The organism is Pseudomonas sp. Irchel s3a12 (assembly GCF_900187485.1).
GTDB classification, from domain to species: Bacteria; Pseudomonadota; Gammaproteobacteria; order Pseudomonadales; family Pseudomonadaceae; genus Aquipseudomonas; species Aquipseudomonas neuropathica.
The window spans coordinates 278,178-291,709 of the sequence record NZ_FYDN01000008.1; the positions used below are offsets into that span (position 1 = coordinate 278,178).

The 13,532-nt window shown below is 58.4% G+C and carries 14 protein-coding genes; 12 read left to right on the forward strand and 2 right to left on the reverse strand.

The features are described from left to right. Positions 1-149: 149 nt before the first annotated feature. Positions 150-2,348, forward strand: coding sequence for a hypothetical protein (locus CKW14_RS15935; protein ID WP_095049146.1), 2,199 nt, complete (start codon positions 150-152; stop codon positions 2,346-2,348). Between the two features lie 290 nt (positions 2,349-2,638). Here CKW14_RS15935 and CKW14_RS15940 read toward each other — a convergent pair whose 3' ends face one another. Then, positions 2,639-2,959 carry a DUF2288 domain-containing protein gene (locus tag CKW14_RS15940; RefSeq protein WP_095125615.1) on the reverse strand — a complete coding sequence of 107 codons (321 nt, stop codon included), beginning with the start codon at positions 2,957-2,959 and terminating at the stop codon, positions 2,639-2,641. Positions 2,960-3,311: 352 nt separating this feature from the next. Between CKW14_RS15940 and CKW14_RS15945 the strand changes: the two genes are divergently transcribed. The 9 genes from CKW14_RS15945 to CKW14_RS15990 all read left to right on the forward strand — a co-directional run bounded on the left by CKW14_RS15945 (position 3,312) and on the right by CKW14_RS15990 (position 11,053). Further along, positions 3,312-4,439 (forward strand): branched-chain amino acid ABC transporter substrate-binding protein, encoded by a 1,128-nt coding sequence (locus tag CKW14_RS15945; RefSeq protein ID WP_016986598.1) that lies wholly within the window; start codon positions 3,312-3,314, stop codon positions 4,437-4,439. Between the two features lie 231 nt (positions 4,440-4,670). Beyond that, complete coding sequence (gene livH, locus CKW14_RS15955; RefSeq protein ID WP_007918526.1) at positions 4,671-5,594, forward strand: high-affinity branched-chain amino acid ABC transporter permease LivH; 924 nt, start codon at positions 4,671-4,673, stop codon at positions 5,592-5,594. Beyond that, positions 5,591-6,847, forward strand: coding sequence for a high-affinity branched-chain amino acid ABC transporter permease LivM (locus tag CKW14_RS15960; protein WP_093438700.1), 1,257 nt, complete (start codon positions 5,591-5,593; stop codon positions 6,845-6,847). The genes livH and CKW14_RS15960 overlap by 4 nt, the downstream gene beginning before the upstream one ends. Continuing rightward, positions 6,844-7,611, forward strand: a complete 768-nt coding sequence (gene livG, locus CKW14_RS15965) for a high-affinity branched-chain amino acid ABC transporter ATP-binding protein LivG (protein ID WP_041478028.1) — start codon at positions 6,844-6,846, stop codon at positions 7,609-7,611. The genes CKW14_RS15960 and livG overlap by 4 nt, the downstream gene beginning before the upstream one ends. Further along, positions 7,612-8,313 carry an ABC transporter ATP-binding protein gene (locus tag CKW14_RS15970; protein ID WP_008082262.1) on the forward strand — a complete coding sequence of 234 codons (702 nt, stop codon included), beginning with the start codon at positions 7,612-7,614 and terminating at the stop codon, positions 8,311-8,313. It begins immediately after the preceding gene. 293 nt (positions 8,314-8,606) lie between these two features. Further along, positions 8,607-8,912 (forward strand): DUF2282 domain-containing protein, encoded by a 306-nt coding sequence (locus tag CKW14_RS15975; protein ID WP_095049143.1) that lies wholly within the window; start codon positions 8,607-8,609, stop codon positions 8,910-8,912. Positions 8,913-8,937: 25 nt separating this feature from the next. After that, positions 8,938-9,825, forward strand: a complete 888-nt coding sequence (locus tag CKW14_RS15980) for a DUF692 domain-containing protein (protein ID WP_095125616.1) — start codon at positions 8,938-8,940, stop codon at positions 9,823-9,825. Continuing rightward, the gene (locus CKW14_RS15985; RefSeq protein WP_095125617.1) at positions 9,822-10,580 is read left to right on the forward strand and encodes a DUF2063 domain-containing protein; all 759 of its coding nucleotides are present in this window, start codon (positions 9,822-9,824) and stop codon (positions 10,578-10,580) included. Before CKW14_RS15980 ends, CKW14_RS15985 begins: the two co-directional genes overlap by 4 nt. Continuing rightward, on the forward strand, positions 10,577-11,053 hold the full coding sequence (locus CKW14_RS15990) for a DoxX family protein (protein ID WP_095125618.1): 477 nt from the start codon (positions 10,577-10,579) through the stop codon (positions 11,051-11,053). Before CKW14_RS15985 ends, CKW14_RS15990 begins: the two co-directional genes overlap by 4 nt. A 117-nt stretch (positions 11,054-11,170) precedes the next feature. Here CKW14_RS15990 and CKW14_RS15995 read toward each other — a convergent pair whose 3' ends face one another. Beyond that, positions 11,171-12,085, reverse strand: coding sequence for a LysR family transcriptional regulator (locus tag CKW14_RS15995; protein ID WP_095125619.1), 915 nt, complete (start codon positions 12,083-12,085; stop codon positions 11,171-11,173). 104 nt (positions 12,086-12,189) lie between these two features. Between CKW14_RS15995 and CKW14_RS16000 the strand changes: the two genes are divergently transcribed. Continuing rightward, positions 12,190-12,789 (forward strand): short chain dehydrogenase, encoded by a 600-nt coding sequence (locus tag CKW14_RS16000; RefSeq protein WP_095049138.1) that lies wholly within the window; start codon positions 12,190-12,192, stop codon positions 12,787-12,789. A gap of 59 nt (positions 12,790-12,848) precedes the next feature. Next, positions 12,849-13,502: a COG3650 family protein gene (locus tag CKW14_RS16005; protein WP_095125620.1), complete on the forward strand. Its 654-nt coding sequence runs from the start codon at positions 12,849-12,851 to the stop codon at positions 13,500-13,502. Positions 13,503-13,532: the final 30 nt, after the last annotated feature.

Here is a 13,532-nt window from a genome sequence, read left to right on the forward strand (position 1 = left end):
CAACGATCAGGAAAGGATTCCCCCCAGCGACAGTCAGGCCAAAAACCTGATGCTCGGGCTCAATTCGCGCACAAAGACGCGAGATCTTATTCCGTGAGGTTCGCAGGCAAAAGCCCACGAGCCAACCCAGTCCAGGTATATGGCGCACAATGACTTCTAAAAACAATCCCGCCACTGCGGTATCCGATCTGACTTTGAGCCCCGCCGCCAACAGCCCGTCACCGTCGAAGCCATTGCTGCCGTCGCGCCCGCTGTCGACTCAGCAATACCTGTACTTCACCGAAACCAATACCGACCGCATCCTCGACAACCTCGACGGTTTGCGTGATCTGGTGTTCCCGCGCCCGCCGCACCTGGAAGGCGATAACGAACAGCACAACGACCAGGAATTCCCGTCTGTGTGCCTGATCGGCCTCGGTCGCTGCGGCTCCAACATCGCGCTCGATGTCGCGGAGCTGGTGTACAACGCGCGCAAGTTTTACCTCAACGAATTCAACAACGAAGACCGCGCGGCAGATCGGCGTCTGGCCGACAAGGGCTACAGCCCGGCCCAGTGGATCAAGAACAACCTGCGCATCGGCCCGAACAAATCGACCAAACCGGTGTTCCTGGTCGAACCGCTGGTGATGCTCGGCGACCTCGACAAGGACATCGCCGGGCGCATCCGTTTCTCGCGTAAGGGCGAGAAAAGCGGCTTCCTGCGCGACTACAGCAAAATGAAGATCATGGACTTGTCCGAAGTCCACGCCGGTGGCGCCGGTAACGCGCCGATCCTCGGCCAGTACCTGGCGAAGATCATCCTCAACAAGGACACCCAGCGCTTCTCTAGCCCTGACTGGAAAATGATCCATTCGTACCTGATCGACAGCTGCGGCATCAAGGCCAACCAGTCGCGCCTGTATTTCTCGATCTTCAGTGCCGGCGGCGGTACCGGTTCCGGCATGGCTTCGGAGTTCGGTCTGGCCCAACAGCACTCGTACATGAACAAGACGTTCGACACCAAGCCGATGGATGAGCATGACGGCAAGAGCGGGCATTCGTTCGTGTTCGAACCGATCTTCACCAGCGGCATCTGCGTGCTGCCGAACATCTCCGATCACCGCAGCGAAATGTCCGAGGCGCTGCACATCAACGCCGGTCGCCTGCTGTGCAAATATCTTTCGGAAGAGTGGGATTTCTCCTACAACTTCGCCAATGAAGACAGCAGCGAAGCCAGCGTCATGGGCCGTATCCGCCCTTGGAACGCAATGATGCTGATCTCCAACGACATCATGCGTTACGCCGAAGAAAGCGATGACGGCAACATCCAGAACATTGATGTCAATGCGATGGAGAAGCACGCCAATCAATACATCTCGCAGCAGATCTTCAACATTCTGACAGCGCAGGCCGTCACCACCGACTACGACCAGAACTACTTCCGCCGCGCCGGCATCGACATCGGCGAAACCATTCGCCTCGACGCCAACGACCTGTTCATGAGTCTGGCCGGCCCGGTGGCAATTGCCTACGCCGAATCGGTGGTGCCGGAAACCCCGCCACCGAGCAGCGACAAGTTCAAGGTGTTCGACAAAGAGCCGCAGCGCCTGAACATCGACGACCTGTTCTTCCGCTCGATCGACCTGCCGCACTTCAACAAAGTCACCCAGGCGATTGAAGGCATCAGTCTGTTGCCGATTGAGTCCAAGCGTTATCGCGCTTCGCTGGAGCAGTACAAGAATTCCGGCTACGACGCTGCCGCGCTGCACGACCTGCACTTCTTCAAGAACTGCTCGTCGGTGGTCTCGATTGTCTCGTTGCCGAAAGACTACAAGCTGTCGTACATGGACCTGAACCGGTTGAAGACTCACCTCAACAGCCTGTTCCCCAACACCACGCTCAAGCGTTACGCGCTGGTGATCGGCGCCTCGGCCAACCTCTCGCTGACCACCCTGATCGCGAAGAGCCCGTGCCTGTCGGATGACTTCCTGACCTTGATCGTGGCGTTTATCAAGCGCTGCTTCGCGAAGAACCCGTACCGTTTCGACGAGACCCTGGACAACTCGATCCTCGATTTCATCATCAACGAAGAGTTCGACGAAGACCGCATCGACGACCTGCTCAACGAATTCGAGAACCCGGCGAAGATCCTCGACACTAACTGGTATGCAATAAAACCGATGTACGAGAAGAAGTACCGCGAGTTGATCAACGACAAAGAGAAGTTTGTCTCGATCAACGACATTCGTTTGTCGCGTGATTGCGTGAAGAAGTCGATCAAGTACCTGCGCGAGATTTACCGTCACCGGATTGGCAAGACCAAGGTTATTTCCCTCAATAACCATACCGGCAAGTCGTTCTCGGTCTAATCTGATCTGATCTGAGAACGAGTCGCCCCATTCGCGAGCAGGCTCGCTCCCACAGGGGAATACATTCCAAATGTGGGAGCGAGCCTGCTCGCGAAGAGGCCTTCAAATTCACTGAAGATTTCGGCCTTTCCAATATCCAGAAACAATTAAGCAGCCGTTAGGCTGCTTACTAAACTGTTCCCGTTACGTTTACGTCACCGTGAGCCCGCCTGCGCTTGTGGTGTTTCTCTACGGCAACGTGCCATCACGCTACTCCGCTACACACTTTTCGCTGATGGCTGGTCGCACTATCACGGTGCGACGTCAGCAGCGACTGCCCTTTCCTGGATCATAATCCACGGCGAAACCACCACCGCCCACAACGACGGATCGCGCTCGAAAAGATCCAGCGCCCGCGTTTCAGACAGCTTGGCGAGTCTGTCTTCGGCCAGCCAGGCAGCCACTTTCTCGCCATCATCCGACGCCACGGCCTCGGCAGCGGCGATCAAATCCAGCGCAGGGTCGACCCACAATAGGGCACCCTTGGCGAAGAACGGCTCCAACTCTTTCCAGGTAATAGATGCGGTTTCACCAAGCAGCTTGGCATAGAGGGTGCTAGGTTCTTGATTCATGGGTGCTGTCCGGAAAAGAAATCGACGCGAATAATAACGTCGGTGGTCCGCCAGCAAAACCCGGTTGCAAATGGCTGCACCGAACGAAAAGAGCAGGAACGCCAGGGAATGCTGCTGATTGGGATATATGCCCACGAACGCCCCGCCGCAATTCTGTCTTTTTCATTCAAAAATGCGACACCCCGAAGTTTTGCCCCTCGGCGCCCGCTTCCCAGGCTGACAACCGGCGCTCTACACTGTACCGGTACAGTTGCCGGGGGCATTTCCGGAGGGTATCGCAAAGATATCTGACCCGGTTCTGCTGCTACGGCGCCAGAACTCAAAAAAATTACAACAGTAAGAGTGGAGCACTATGACTAAGGCTACTAAGCAGATTTCCAAACTGTTTGCCGCTATGGTTCTGGCCGGGGTTGCCAGCCATTCGTTCGCAGCTGACACCATCAAAATCGGTATCGCCGGTCCTAAAACCGGTCCTGTAGCCCAGTACGGCGACATGCAGTTCAGTGGCGCGAAAATGGCCATCGAGCAAATCAACGCCAAGGGCGGTGTCGACGGCAAGAAGCTCGAAGCCGTTGAATACGACGATGCCTGCGATCCGAAACAAGCGGTAGCGGTCGCGAACAAGGTCGTCAACGACGGCGTCAAGTTCGTGGTTGGTCACCTGTGCTCCAGCTCCACTCAACCGGCTTCGGACATCTACGAAGACGAAGGCGTGATCATGATCACCCCGGCTGCCACCAGCCCGGACATCACCGCCCGTGGTTACAAAATGATCTTCCGCACCATCGGTCTGGACAGCGCCCAGGGCCCTGCCGCCGGTAACTACATTGCCGATCACGTCAAACCGAAAATCGTTGGCGTGCTGCACGACAAACAGCAGTACGGTGAAGGCATCGCCACCGCTGTGAAATCGACCCTCGAGAAGAAAGGCACCAAGGTTGCCGTGTTCGAAGGCGTCAACGCCGGCGACAAAGACTTCTCGGCGATCATCGCCAAACTCAAACAAGCCAACGTCGACTTCGTTTACTACGGCGGCTACCACCCGGAGCTGGGTCTGATCCTGCGTCAAGCCCAGGAAAAAGGCCTGAAAGCCAAGTTCATGGGTCCGGAAGGCGTGGGTAACGACTCGATCACCCAGATCGCCAAAGACGCGGCCGAAGGCCTGCTGGTGACCCTGCCGAAATCCTTCGACCAGGATCCAGCCAACATTGCCCTGGCTGATGCTTTCAAGGCGAAGAAAGAAGATCCGAGCGGCCCGTTCGTGTTCCCTTCCTACTCGGCGGTTGAAGTGATTGCCGAAGGCATCAAGGCAGCCAAGTCCGAAGACGCGACCAAAGTGGCTGAAGCCATTCATGCCGGTACCTTCAAGACGCCTACTGGCGATCTGAGCTTCGACGCCAAGGGCGACTTGAAAGACTTCAAATTCGTAGTCTACGAGTGGCACAACGGCAAGCCGAAAACCGAAGTGTCACCTCAGTAAGGCGCTGCCTGACTGACTGCCAATAAAGCCCACGGCGTGCCGTGGGCTTTGTTTTACGAATGTATTGGGCCGCGCTGGCGTGATCCGCCAGTCTCCCCACCTGAAAATCTCAAAACCGTCATCAGCGGTTCGCTGGCAAAACCCGGATTCGAAGTGGATAAAGATCCACGGGGCCGGGCGGGAAAATGACTCCACCAGTGAAATGCGTATCAGGTTTTTAGGAGCGCTGTAATGCCTGACATCTATCACTTCTTCCAACAGCTGGTTAACGGCCTGAACGTTGGCAGCATGTATGCCCTGATCGCCATCGGCTACACGATGGTCTACGGCATCATTGGAATGATCAACTTCGCCCACGGCGAGGTGTACATGATCGGTTCCTACGTGGCGTTCATCGCCATCGCCGGGCTGACCATGATGGGACTCGACAGTGTCCCGCTGTTGATGACCGCAGCGTTTATCGCCAGCATCGTCGTCACCAGTTCCTACGGTTACAGCATCGAACGCATTGCCTACCGCCCGTTGCGCGGCAGCAACCGTCTGATCCCGCTGATTTCCGCAATCGGTATGTCGATCTTCCTGCAGAACACCGTTCTGCTGGCGCAAGACTCCAAGGACAAAGCTATCCCCAACCTGATTCCGGGCAACATTGCCTTCGGCCCAGGTGGCGCACAAGAAGTGCTGATTTCCTACATGCAGATCGTGGTGTTCGTGGTGACCCTGATCGCCATGCTCGGCCTGACCCTGTTCATCTCCCGCTCTCGCCTGGGTCGCGCCTGCCGCGCCTGCGCCGAAGACATCAAGATGGCCAACCTGCTCGGCATCAACACCAACAACATCATTGCCCTGACCTTCGTCATCGGTGCCGCGCTGGCGGCCGTTGCGGCTGTGCTGCTGAGCATGCAGTACGGCGTAATCAACCCGAACGCCGGTTTCCTCGTCGGCCTCAAAGCCTTCACCGCAGCGGTACTGGGCGGTATCGGCAGCATCCCCGGCGCCATGCTCGGCGGGCTGGTGCTTGGGGTGGCGGAAGCCTTTGGTGCCGATATCTTCGGCGACCAGTACAAGGACGTCGTGGCTTTCGGCTTGTTGGTTCTGGTGCTGTTGTTCCGTCCGACCGGCATTCTGGGCCGTCCGGAGGTTGAGAAAGTATGACTAGGAATCTTAAACAGGCGCTGTTCAGCGCTTTGCTGGTGTGGGCCGTGGCCTACCCGGTACTCGGTCTGAAACTGACCATCGTCGGCATCAACCTGGAAGTGCACAACACCAGCCCGGCCGTGCTGGCGACCATCGCCATCTGCTCGGTACTGATGTTCCTGCGCGTGCTGTTCAATCAGCAGATCAGCAAGGCCTGGCGATCCTCGCCGGGCTTGCCGCTGATTCCGGCCAAGGCCAGCAACTTCCTGACCCTGCCGACCACCCAGCGCTATTTCATCATTGCGCTGATCCTGGTGGCGCTGGTGTGGCCGTTCTTCGGCTCGCGTGGCGCGGTGGACATCGCGACGCTGATCCTGATCTACGTGATGCTCGGCCTCGGCCTGAACATCGTCGTCGGTCTGGCCGGTCTGCTTGACCTCGGTTACGTCGGCTTCTACGCCGTCGGCGCCTACAGCTACGCGCTGCTGTCGCACTACTACGGCCTGAGCTTCTGGATCTGCCTGCCGATTGCCGGCCTGATGGCGGCGACGTTCGGTTTCCTGCTGGGCTTCCCGGTGCTGCGTTTGCGCGGTGACTATCTAGCGATCGTAACCCTCGGCTTCGGCGAGATCATCCGTCTGTTCCTGCGTAACCTGACCGACATCACCGGTGGCCCGAACGGCATCAGCAACATCGAGAAACCGACGTTCTTCGGCCTGACCTTCGAACGTAAGGCCGCGGAAGGCATGCAAACCTTCCACGAGTATTTCGGTCTGCAATACAACTCGATCAACAAGGTGATCTTCCTCTACCTCGTTGCCCTGTTGCTGGCGCTGGCCGCACTGTTCGTCATCAACCGCCTGCTGCGCATGCCGATCGGCCGTGCCTGGGAAGCGCTGCGTGAAGACGAAATCGCTTGCCGTGCGCTGGGGCTGAATCCGACGATCATCAAGCTGTCCGCCTTCACCCTCGGCGCTGCGTTCGCCGGTTTCGCCGGTAGCTTCTTCGCTGCACGTCAGGGTCTAGTGACGCCGGAGTCGTTCACCTTCATCGAGTCGGCGATCATCCTCGCCATCGTCGTGCTGGGTGGCATGGGCTCGCAACTGGGCGTGATTCTCGCGGCCGTGGTGATGATCCTGTTGCCGGAAATGATGCGTGAGTTCAGTGAGTACCGCATGCTGATGTTCGGTGCCCTGATGGTGTTGATGATGATCTGGCGTCCACAAGGTCTGCTGCCGATGCAACGCCCACACATGGAGTTGCGAAAATGAGCCGCGAGATCCTTAAAGTCGAAAACCTGAGCATGCGCTTCGGCGGCTTGCTGGCGGTCAACGGTGTGGCCCTGACCGTCAAAGAAAAACAAGTGGTTGCATTGATCGGGCCGAACGGCGCGGGCAAGACCACTGTGTTCAACTGCCTGACCGGTTTCTATCAGCCCACCGGCGGCAGCATCCTGCTGGACGGCGAGCCGATCCAAGGCCTGCCGGGCCACAAGATCGCCCTCAAAGGCGTGGTGCGCACCTTCCAGAACGTGCGCTTGTTCAAGGACATGACGGCGGTCGAAAACTTGTTGATCGCCCAGCACCGTCACCTCAACACCAACTTCCTGGCCGGTCTGTTCAAGACCCCGGCGTTCCGCAAAAGCGAGCGCGAGGCCATGGAATTTGCCGAGTACTGGCTGGAAAAGGTCAACCTCAAAGAGTTCGCCAACCGTACCGCCGGCACCCTGGCCTACGGTCAGCAACGGCGTCTGGAAATCGCTCGCTGCATGATGACCCGTCCACGGATCCTCATGCTCGACGAACCGGCGGCCGGTCTGAACCCGAAGGAAACCGAAGACCTCAAGGCGCTGATCGGCGTGCTGCGTGAAGAGCACAACGTCACCGTGCTGCTGATCGAACACGACATGAAACTGGTCATGAGCATTTCCGACCACATCGTCGTGATCAACCAGGGCACGCCTCTGGCCGACGGCACACCGGAACAGATCCGCGACAATCCTGAAGTGATCAAAGCCTACCTGGGGGAAGCGTAAATGCTGCAGTTCGAAAACGTTTCCACCTTCTACGGCAAGATCCAGGCCCTGCACAGCGTCAACGTCGAAGTCCGTCAGGGCGAGATCGTGACCCTGATCGGCGCCAACGGTGCCGGCAAGTCCACGCTGCTGATGACGCTCTGCGGTTCGCCGCAAGCGCATAGCGGCAGCATCCGCTACATGGGTGAGGAACTGGTCGGCCAGGACTCGTCGCAGATCATGCGCAAGAGCATCGCGGTGGTGCCGGAAGGTCGTCGGGTATTCGCCCGTCTGACCGTTGAAGAAAACCTCTCCATGGGCGGCTTCTTCACCGACAAGGGCGACTATCAGGAACAAATGGACAAGGTCCTCGGCCTGTTCCCGCGCCTGAAAGAACGCTTCAACCAGCGCGGCGGCACCATGTCCGGCGGCGAACAGCAAATGCTCGCCATCGGCCGTGCGCTGATGAGCAAGCCGAAACTGCTGCTGCTCGACGAGCCGTCACTGGGCCTGGCACCGATCATCATCCAGCAGATTTTCGACATCATCGAAATGCTGCGCAAGGACGGTGTGACCGTGTTCCTGGTCGAGCAGAACGCCAACCAGGCGCTGAAAATCGCTGACCGCGCCTACGTTCTGGAGAACGGCCGTGTGGTCATGCAAGGCACTGGTGAAGCACTGCTGACCGACCCGAAAGTACGCGAGGCGTACCTCGGCGGTTGATGTGTTTCGCCCAACAAAAAAACGGCCTTCGGGCCGTTTTTTTTGTGCCTGTACGATTTTCAGATTCTCCAAAAATCCCTTGTAGGAGTGAGCCTGCTCGCGATGGCGTAGTGTCATTCAACATCATCGGCGTCTGACACGACGCCATCGCGAGCAGGCTCACTCCTACAGGTATTTGCATTTTTTCAAAAAGATTTTGAGGGGGCTGTAACGTAACCCTACCGCGTTTCTCTAGAGGGGTAAGCAAGCGCAACCGCGCTTGTAAAAACCCTGAACAAGACTGGAGAAACATCATGACTGCTACCACTCGCACCCTGTCCGCCACTGCCCTGGTTCTGGCCCTCGGTTCTGCCCTGAGCATGGCTGCTGTATCGACCGTCCACGCCGCTGACGCCGACATGGAAAAATGCTTCGGCGTGGCCATGAAAGGTCACAACGATTGCGCCGCAGGCGCAGGCACCACTTGTGCCGGCACGTCGAAAACGGACTACCAGGCCAACGCCTGGAAACTCGTTCCGAAAGGCACCTGCGCCACCACCGAGAGCAAGACCTCGCCGACCGGTTTCGGTCAGATGGAAGCGTTCAAAGCCAAGTCCTGATCCGCGAACTGCCTGAGTGACGATCATGCTCACCCTCAATGACCATGCCCAACCCCGCACTCAGGCAGCCCTCTCCGGGCTCCCGCCCCGTGCCGGGCTGGGACTCAAGACCGGGCACTTTCGTGAAGTGCTCGGCTCACAACCGGACATCGGCTTCTTCGAAGTCCACGCCGAAAACTACATGGTGGCCGGCGGTCCGTTTCATCATTTTCTCGGTTTGATCCGCGAGCAGTATCCGCTGTCGCTGCACGGTGTCGGCTTGTCCATCGGTGCTGAAGAGCCGCTGGATGAACAGCACCTCAAGCGCCTCGCCGAACTGATTCGGCGCTATCAACCGCAATCCTTTTCCGAGCATCTGGCCTGGTCGAGCCACGGCCCGGTGTTTCTCAATGACCTGCTGCCACTGGCCTATGACACGCCGACGCTGAACCGCGTCTGCGAACATATCGATCAGGTGCAGAACACCCTCCAACGACCCATGCTGCTGGAGAATCCGGCAACCTATCTGGCGTTCGAGCGCTCGACGATCGATGAGGCAGACTTCATCGCAGAGGTCATTCGCCGCTGCGGCTGTGGCCTGTTGCTGGACGTCAACAATGTCTACGTTTCCTGCGTGAACCATCAGCGTGATCCGCTGGCGTATCTCGATGCCCTGCCCCTGCACAGGGTTGGCGAGATTCATCTGGCCGGTTTTGCCGAAGATAGCGACAGCCTCGGCGACCGTTTGCTGATCGATGATCACGGCGCGCCGATCGATCAAGCCGTCTGGGGTTTGTACCGGCAAGTGCTGCAGCGCACCGGCCCGGTGGCGACATTGATCGAACGCGACAATCAAGTGCCGGCGTTCACGGTGCTGCTGTCCGAGGCGCAACAGGCTGATGCGCTTTTGCGCGATGCCGGAGGCCGCACATGAGCACTCAACGCGCTTTCGCGGCTGCGCTCATCGACACGCGGCTGCCCTGCCCCGAAGGTCTGTGCAGTGCCAACGGGGCTGATCCGGCGAGCCGTTTCGCGGTGTATCGCAACAACGTGCAGGGCTCGCTGAGCAATGCGTTGGGCGACAGCTATCCAGTGGTTGTGCAATTGGTGGGCGAAGAATTCTTCCGCGCCATGGCGGCCGTTTTCGTACAACAGCAACCGCCGCAAAGTCGGTTGATGAGCCGCTACGGCGAACAATTTGCGGACTTCATTGCAGCGTTTGAACCGGCCGGCAGCGTGCCTTATCTGGCCGACGTGGCGCGCCTTGAGCACCTGCGCACCCTCGCCTATCACGCCGCCGACGCCCTGCCCGTCCGGCCAGAAGAAATCACGGCAGCACTGACTGATGCGCAAACGCTGAGTGAGCTGCGCCTCGACCTTCATCCCTCCCTGCACCTGCTCGACTCAACCTATGCCGTGGTGGCGATCTGGGGCGCACATCAACACGACGCGACACTGGAGGGCATCGACATCAACCAAAGGCAACACGCGCTGGTATTGCGCAATGGCCTGGACGTCGAAGTGTTTGCCGTTGACCCCGGCGCCAGTACGTTTATCCGCAACCTGATCGATGGCCAGCCACTGCTGAAAGCGGCGGAAAACAGCCCTGAGTTCGACCTCGCGCAAACCCTTGGCTTGCTGATCGCGCACAACGCCATTACCCACTTGAATAACAAGGAACTGCCATGAAAACGCTCATCACCCGCGCCATCGCGCTGCTGGAAAAAATCCCCCACAGCCTGATCGCGTTCATTGCGCGTTTCTCGATTGCCGCGGTGTTCTGGAAATCAGGACAGACCAAGGTTGAAGGTTTGGCCATTGATTTGATTGACGGCACTTTTCAACTCGGCTGGCCACGTCTGGCCGACTCGACGATTCCGTTGTTCAAGAGCGAATACCACGTGCCGTTATTGTCGCCAGAGATTGCCGCGCACATGGCCGCGTTCGCCGAGCACTTTTTTCCGCTGCTGATTCTGATCGGCTTCGCTACGCGTTTTTCGGCGTTGGCGCTGTTGGGGATGACCCTGACCATTCAACTGTTTGTGTATCCCGATGCCTATCCGACCCACGGCACCTGGGCGGCGGTGTTGCTGTACCTGATGGCGACGGGGCCGGGCAAGTTGTCGATTGATCATCTGATCGCCCGCCATTTCGCCAACTGAACGCCGACCTGTAGGAGCTGCCGAAGGCTGCGATCCTTTGATCTTGCTTTGAAAAAAAAAAAAAATCAAAAGATCGCAGCCTTCGGCAGCTCCTACATGGGGTTTATGTTCATATGATCAGCGCTGGAGGCGATCCAGCGCCTCACCGCTGCGTCTGAACCAGCCGATCAGATAGTCAGCGAGTACTTGCGTGCGCTTCGGCAGTCCGCCCTGATACGGATGCACCAGGTACATCGGCATGCGCCGGGTCTGAAAATCGCGCAGGAGCCAGCGCAATCGACCGTCAGCCAATTCCGCTTGCAGCAAGTAGGAAGGCAGTCGCGCGATACCGGCGCCGCTAAGCGCGGCTTTCTTCAGCAAGTTGTAATGGTTGCTGGCAAACGGTCCCGACACCCGCACCCGCAGCAATTCGTGTTGCTGGTGATAAAGCCATTCCTCACGCCCGCTGTAGTGGCTGTTGAGCAAACATCGATGCTCGGCCAGTGCCTGCGGGGTCAACGGTTCACCGAAGCGTTCGAGGTAAGCCGGGCTCGCGCAGGTCATTTCCTGCCATGCCAGTAACGGTTTGGCGACCAGTCGCTCGTCGTTGGCCACTTCGCTACGGATCGCCAGATCAAACCCGTTCCGAGACAAATCGCGGTAACTGTTATTCAACTCAAGCTCGATCTGCACCTCGGGGTATTTGTGCGAGAACTCCAACAGCAGACCATCAAAGAAGGTTTCGCCCAGCGACACCGGCACGGTCATACGCACCGGTCCGGCCATATCGTCCTTCAATCGCGCCAATGCCTGACGCGCTTTTTCGACCTGGACTACAAGCGCCTGCGCCTGCGGCAGTAACGCAGCGCCCGCCGCAGTCAGGCTCAAGCGCCGGGTGGTGCGTTGCAGCAACACAACGGAAAACTGCGCTTCGAGCTGGCTGATGCGTTTGGACAACTGGCCCTTGCTGCAACCCAACTGCTGCGCCGCCAAAGTGAAACTGCCCGCTTCGATCAACACCGCGAACGCCGCCAGATCATCCATTTCGCTCATGGATTGTTTCCATTTGAAAACCAAAGGTTGCCTATTAGCGCGCTTATCCACAGAAAAAACCACTCTAGACTGAAACCTCGTTCAATCACTTGAGGTACGGCACGATGAAGATTCTGTTGATAGGCGCTAGCGGCACCATTGGTTCAGCGGTGGACAAAGAACTGTCGCAACGCCATGAAGTCATCCGCATTGGCCGCACCAGCGGTGACTTGCAGGTGGATATCAGCGACAGCGCATCGATCCGCAAATTGTTCGAAAAGACCGGCAAGTTCGATGCACTGGTCTGCGCTGCCGGAAACGTGACCTTCGCCCCACTGGGCGAGATGACTGAAGACAGCTTCGCCCTCGGGCTTAAAGACAAACTGATGGGCCAGGTCAATCTGCTGCTGATCGGCCGCGAATTCGCCAATGACGGCGCCTCGTTCACCTTTACCACCGGCGTGCTCAGCCATGATCCGATCCGCAGCGGCGCCTCGGCAGCGCTGGTTAACGGTGCACTGGACAGCTTCGTTCGCGCCGCCGCCATCGAACTGCCACGCGGCCTGCGAGTGAACTCGATCAGCCCGACCGTGCTATTAGAAGCGATGGGTAGCTACGCCCCGTATTTCCGTGGTTACAAGCCGGTTCCTGCGGCGGATGTGGCGCTGGCCTACGCGAAAAGTGTCGAAGGCTTGCAGACAGGTCAGACATTTCACGTGGGCTAAACCCTTGTGATGAACGGTCAGGCTGCGTAACGTGGCGGCACTTGTCTGGAGAGCCGAAGATGCGTGTTGCCCGTTCGTTAGTCGTTATTGCCCTGCTGCCGTTGTTTGCCGCTTGCCAGTTGTTCGATGGCCAGCGAGAAAGTGCCTCGCACGTCGGGCAGACGCGGATGCAGGGGCAACTGACCGCCGCTGACGGCAAACTGGTGTTCCAGCCATGCCAGGATCAGCGCCAACTCGTCGTCAATGACATGGGTGGCACCAGCATTCTGCAGGAAGCCGCGACCCTCGCGGACGAGCAAGGCAAACTGTTTGCCGACGTTCGCGGCAAAGTCGCCGGTGATCGACTCGATCTGACGCAGCTGTATCGCGTCGAACGCTCCGGCACTGCCTGCGATGACCCCAACTTCAAACTGCTGATCCTGCGCGCCACCGGCCACGGCCCGGAATGGAACGTCAAAGTCAGCGGCAAAGGCATGGTCATCGACCGCGAAGGTCAGCCGCCACTTGCTGTGCCGTATATTGAAGATCAATTGGGCGATGGCCGCTTCAATCTGAGCAGCGAAGCCAACAACCAGCGCATCGAATTGTGGGTCGCACCGCAACGCTGCGTCGACAGCAGCACCGGCAGCGTGCAGCACATGAGCGCCGAGTTGCGCATCGACGGCCAGGTGCAGCGTGGTTGCGGGTATTTCGGCGGATCGCGCAACGACTGAGCGTTTTAGCCTCACCGGATCCGGCCTTTG

What these genes read in the sequence shown, in the direction of transcription:
- CKW14_RS15940 (WP_095125615.1), bottom strand. Translation starts at nt 2,959, where the DNA reads ATGAATCAAGAACCTAGCACCCTCTATGCCAAGCTGCTTGGTGAAACC.
- CKW14_RS15975 (WP_095049143.1), top strand. Translation starts at nt 8,607, where the DNA reads ATGACTGCTACCACTCGCACCCTGTCCGCCACTGCCCTGGTTCTGGCC.
- CKW14_RS15945 (WP_016986598.1), top strand. Translation starts at nt 3,312, where the DNA reads ATGACTAAGGCTACTAAGCAGATTTCCAAACTGTTTGCCGCTATGGTT.
- CKW14_RS15985 (WP_095125617.1), top strand. Translation starts at nt 9,822, where the DNA reads ATGAGCACTCAACGCGCTTTCGCGGCTGCGCTCATCGACACGCGGCTG.
- CKW14_RS15970 (WP_008082262.1), top strand. Translation starts at nt 7,612, where the DNA reads ATGCTGCAGTTCGAAAACGTTTCCACCTTCTACGGCAAGATCCAGGCC.
- livH (WP_007918526.1), top strand. Translation starts at nt 4,671, where the DNA reads ATGCCTGACATCTATCACTTCTTCCAACAGCTGGTTAACGGCCTGAAC.
- CKW14_RS15960 (WP_093438700.1), top strand. Translation starts at nt 5,591, where the DNA reads ATGACTAGGAATCTTAAACAGGCGCTGTTCAGCGCTTTGCTGGTGTGG.
- CKW14_RS15980 (WP_095125616.1), top strand. Translation starts at nt 8,938, where the DNA reads ATGCTCACCCTCAATGACCATGCCCAACCCCGCACTCAGGCAGCCCTC.
- CKW14_RS15995 (WP_095125619.1), bottom strand. Translation starts at nt 12,085, where the DNA reads ATGAGCGAAATGGATGATCTGGCGGCGTTCGCGGTGTTGATCGAAGCG.
- CKW14_RS16000 (WP_095049138.1), top strand. Translation starts at nt 12,190, where the DNA reads ATGAAGATTCTGTTGATAGGCGCTAGCGGCACCATTGGTTCAGCGGTG.
- CKW14_RS16005 (WP_095125620.1), top strand. Translation starts at nt 12,849, where the DNA reads ATGCGTGTTGCCCGTTCGTTAGTCGTTATTGCCCTGCTGCCGTTGTTT.
- CKW14_RS15935 (WP_095049146.1), top strand. Translation starts at nt 150, where the DNA reads ATGACTTCTAAAAACAATCCCGCCACTGCGGTATCCGATCTGACTTTG.
- CKW14_RS15990 (WP_095125618.1), top strand. Translation starts at nt 10,577, where the DNA reads ATGAAAACGCTCATCACCCGCGCCATCGCGCTGCTGGAAAAAATCCCC.
- livG (WP_041478028.1), top strand. Translation starts at nt 6,844, where the DNA reads ATGAGCCGCGAGATCCTTAAAGTCGAAAACCTGAGCATGCGCTTCGGC.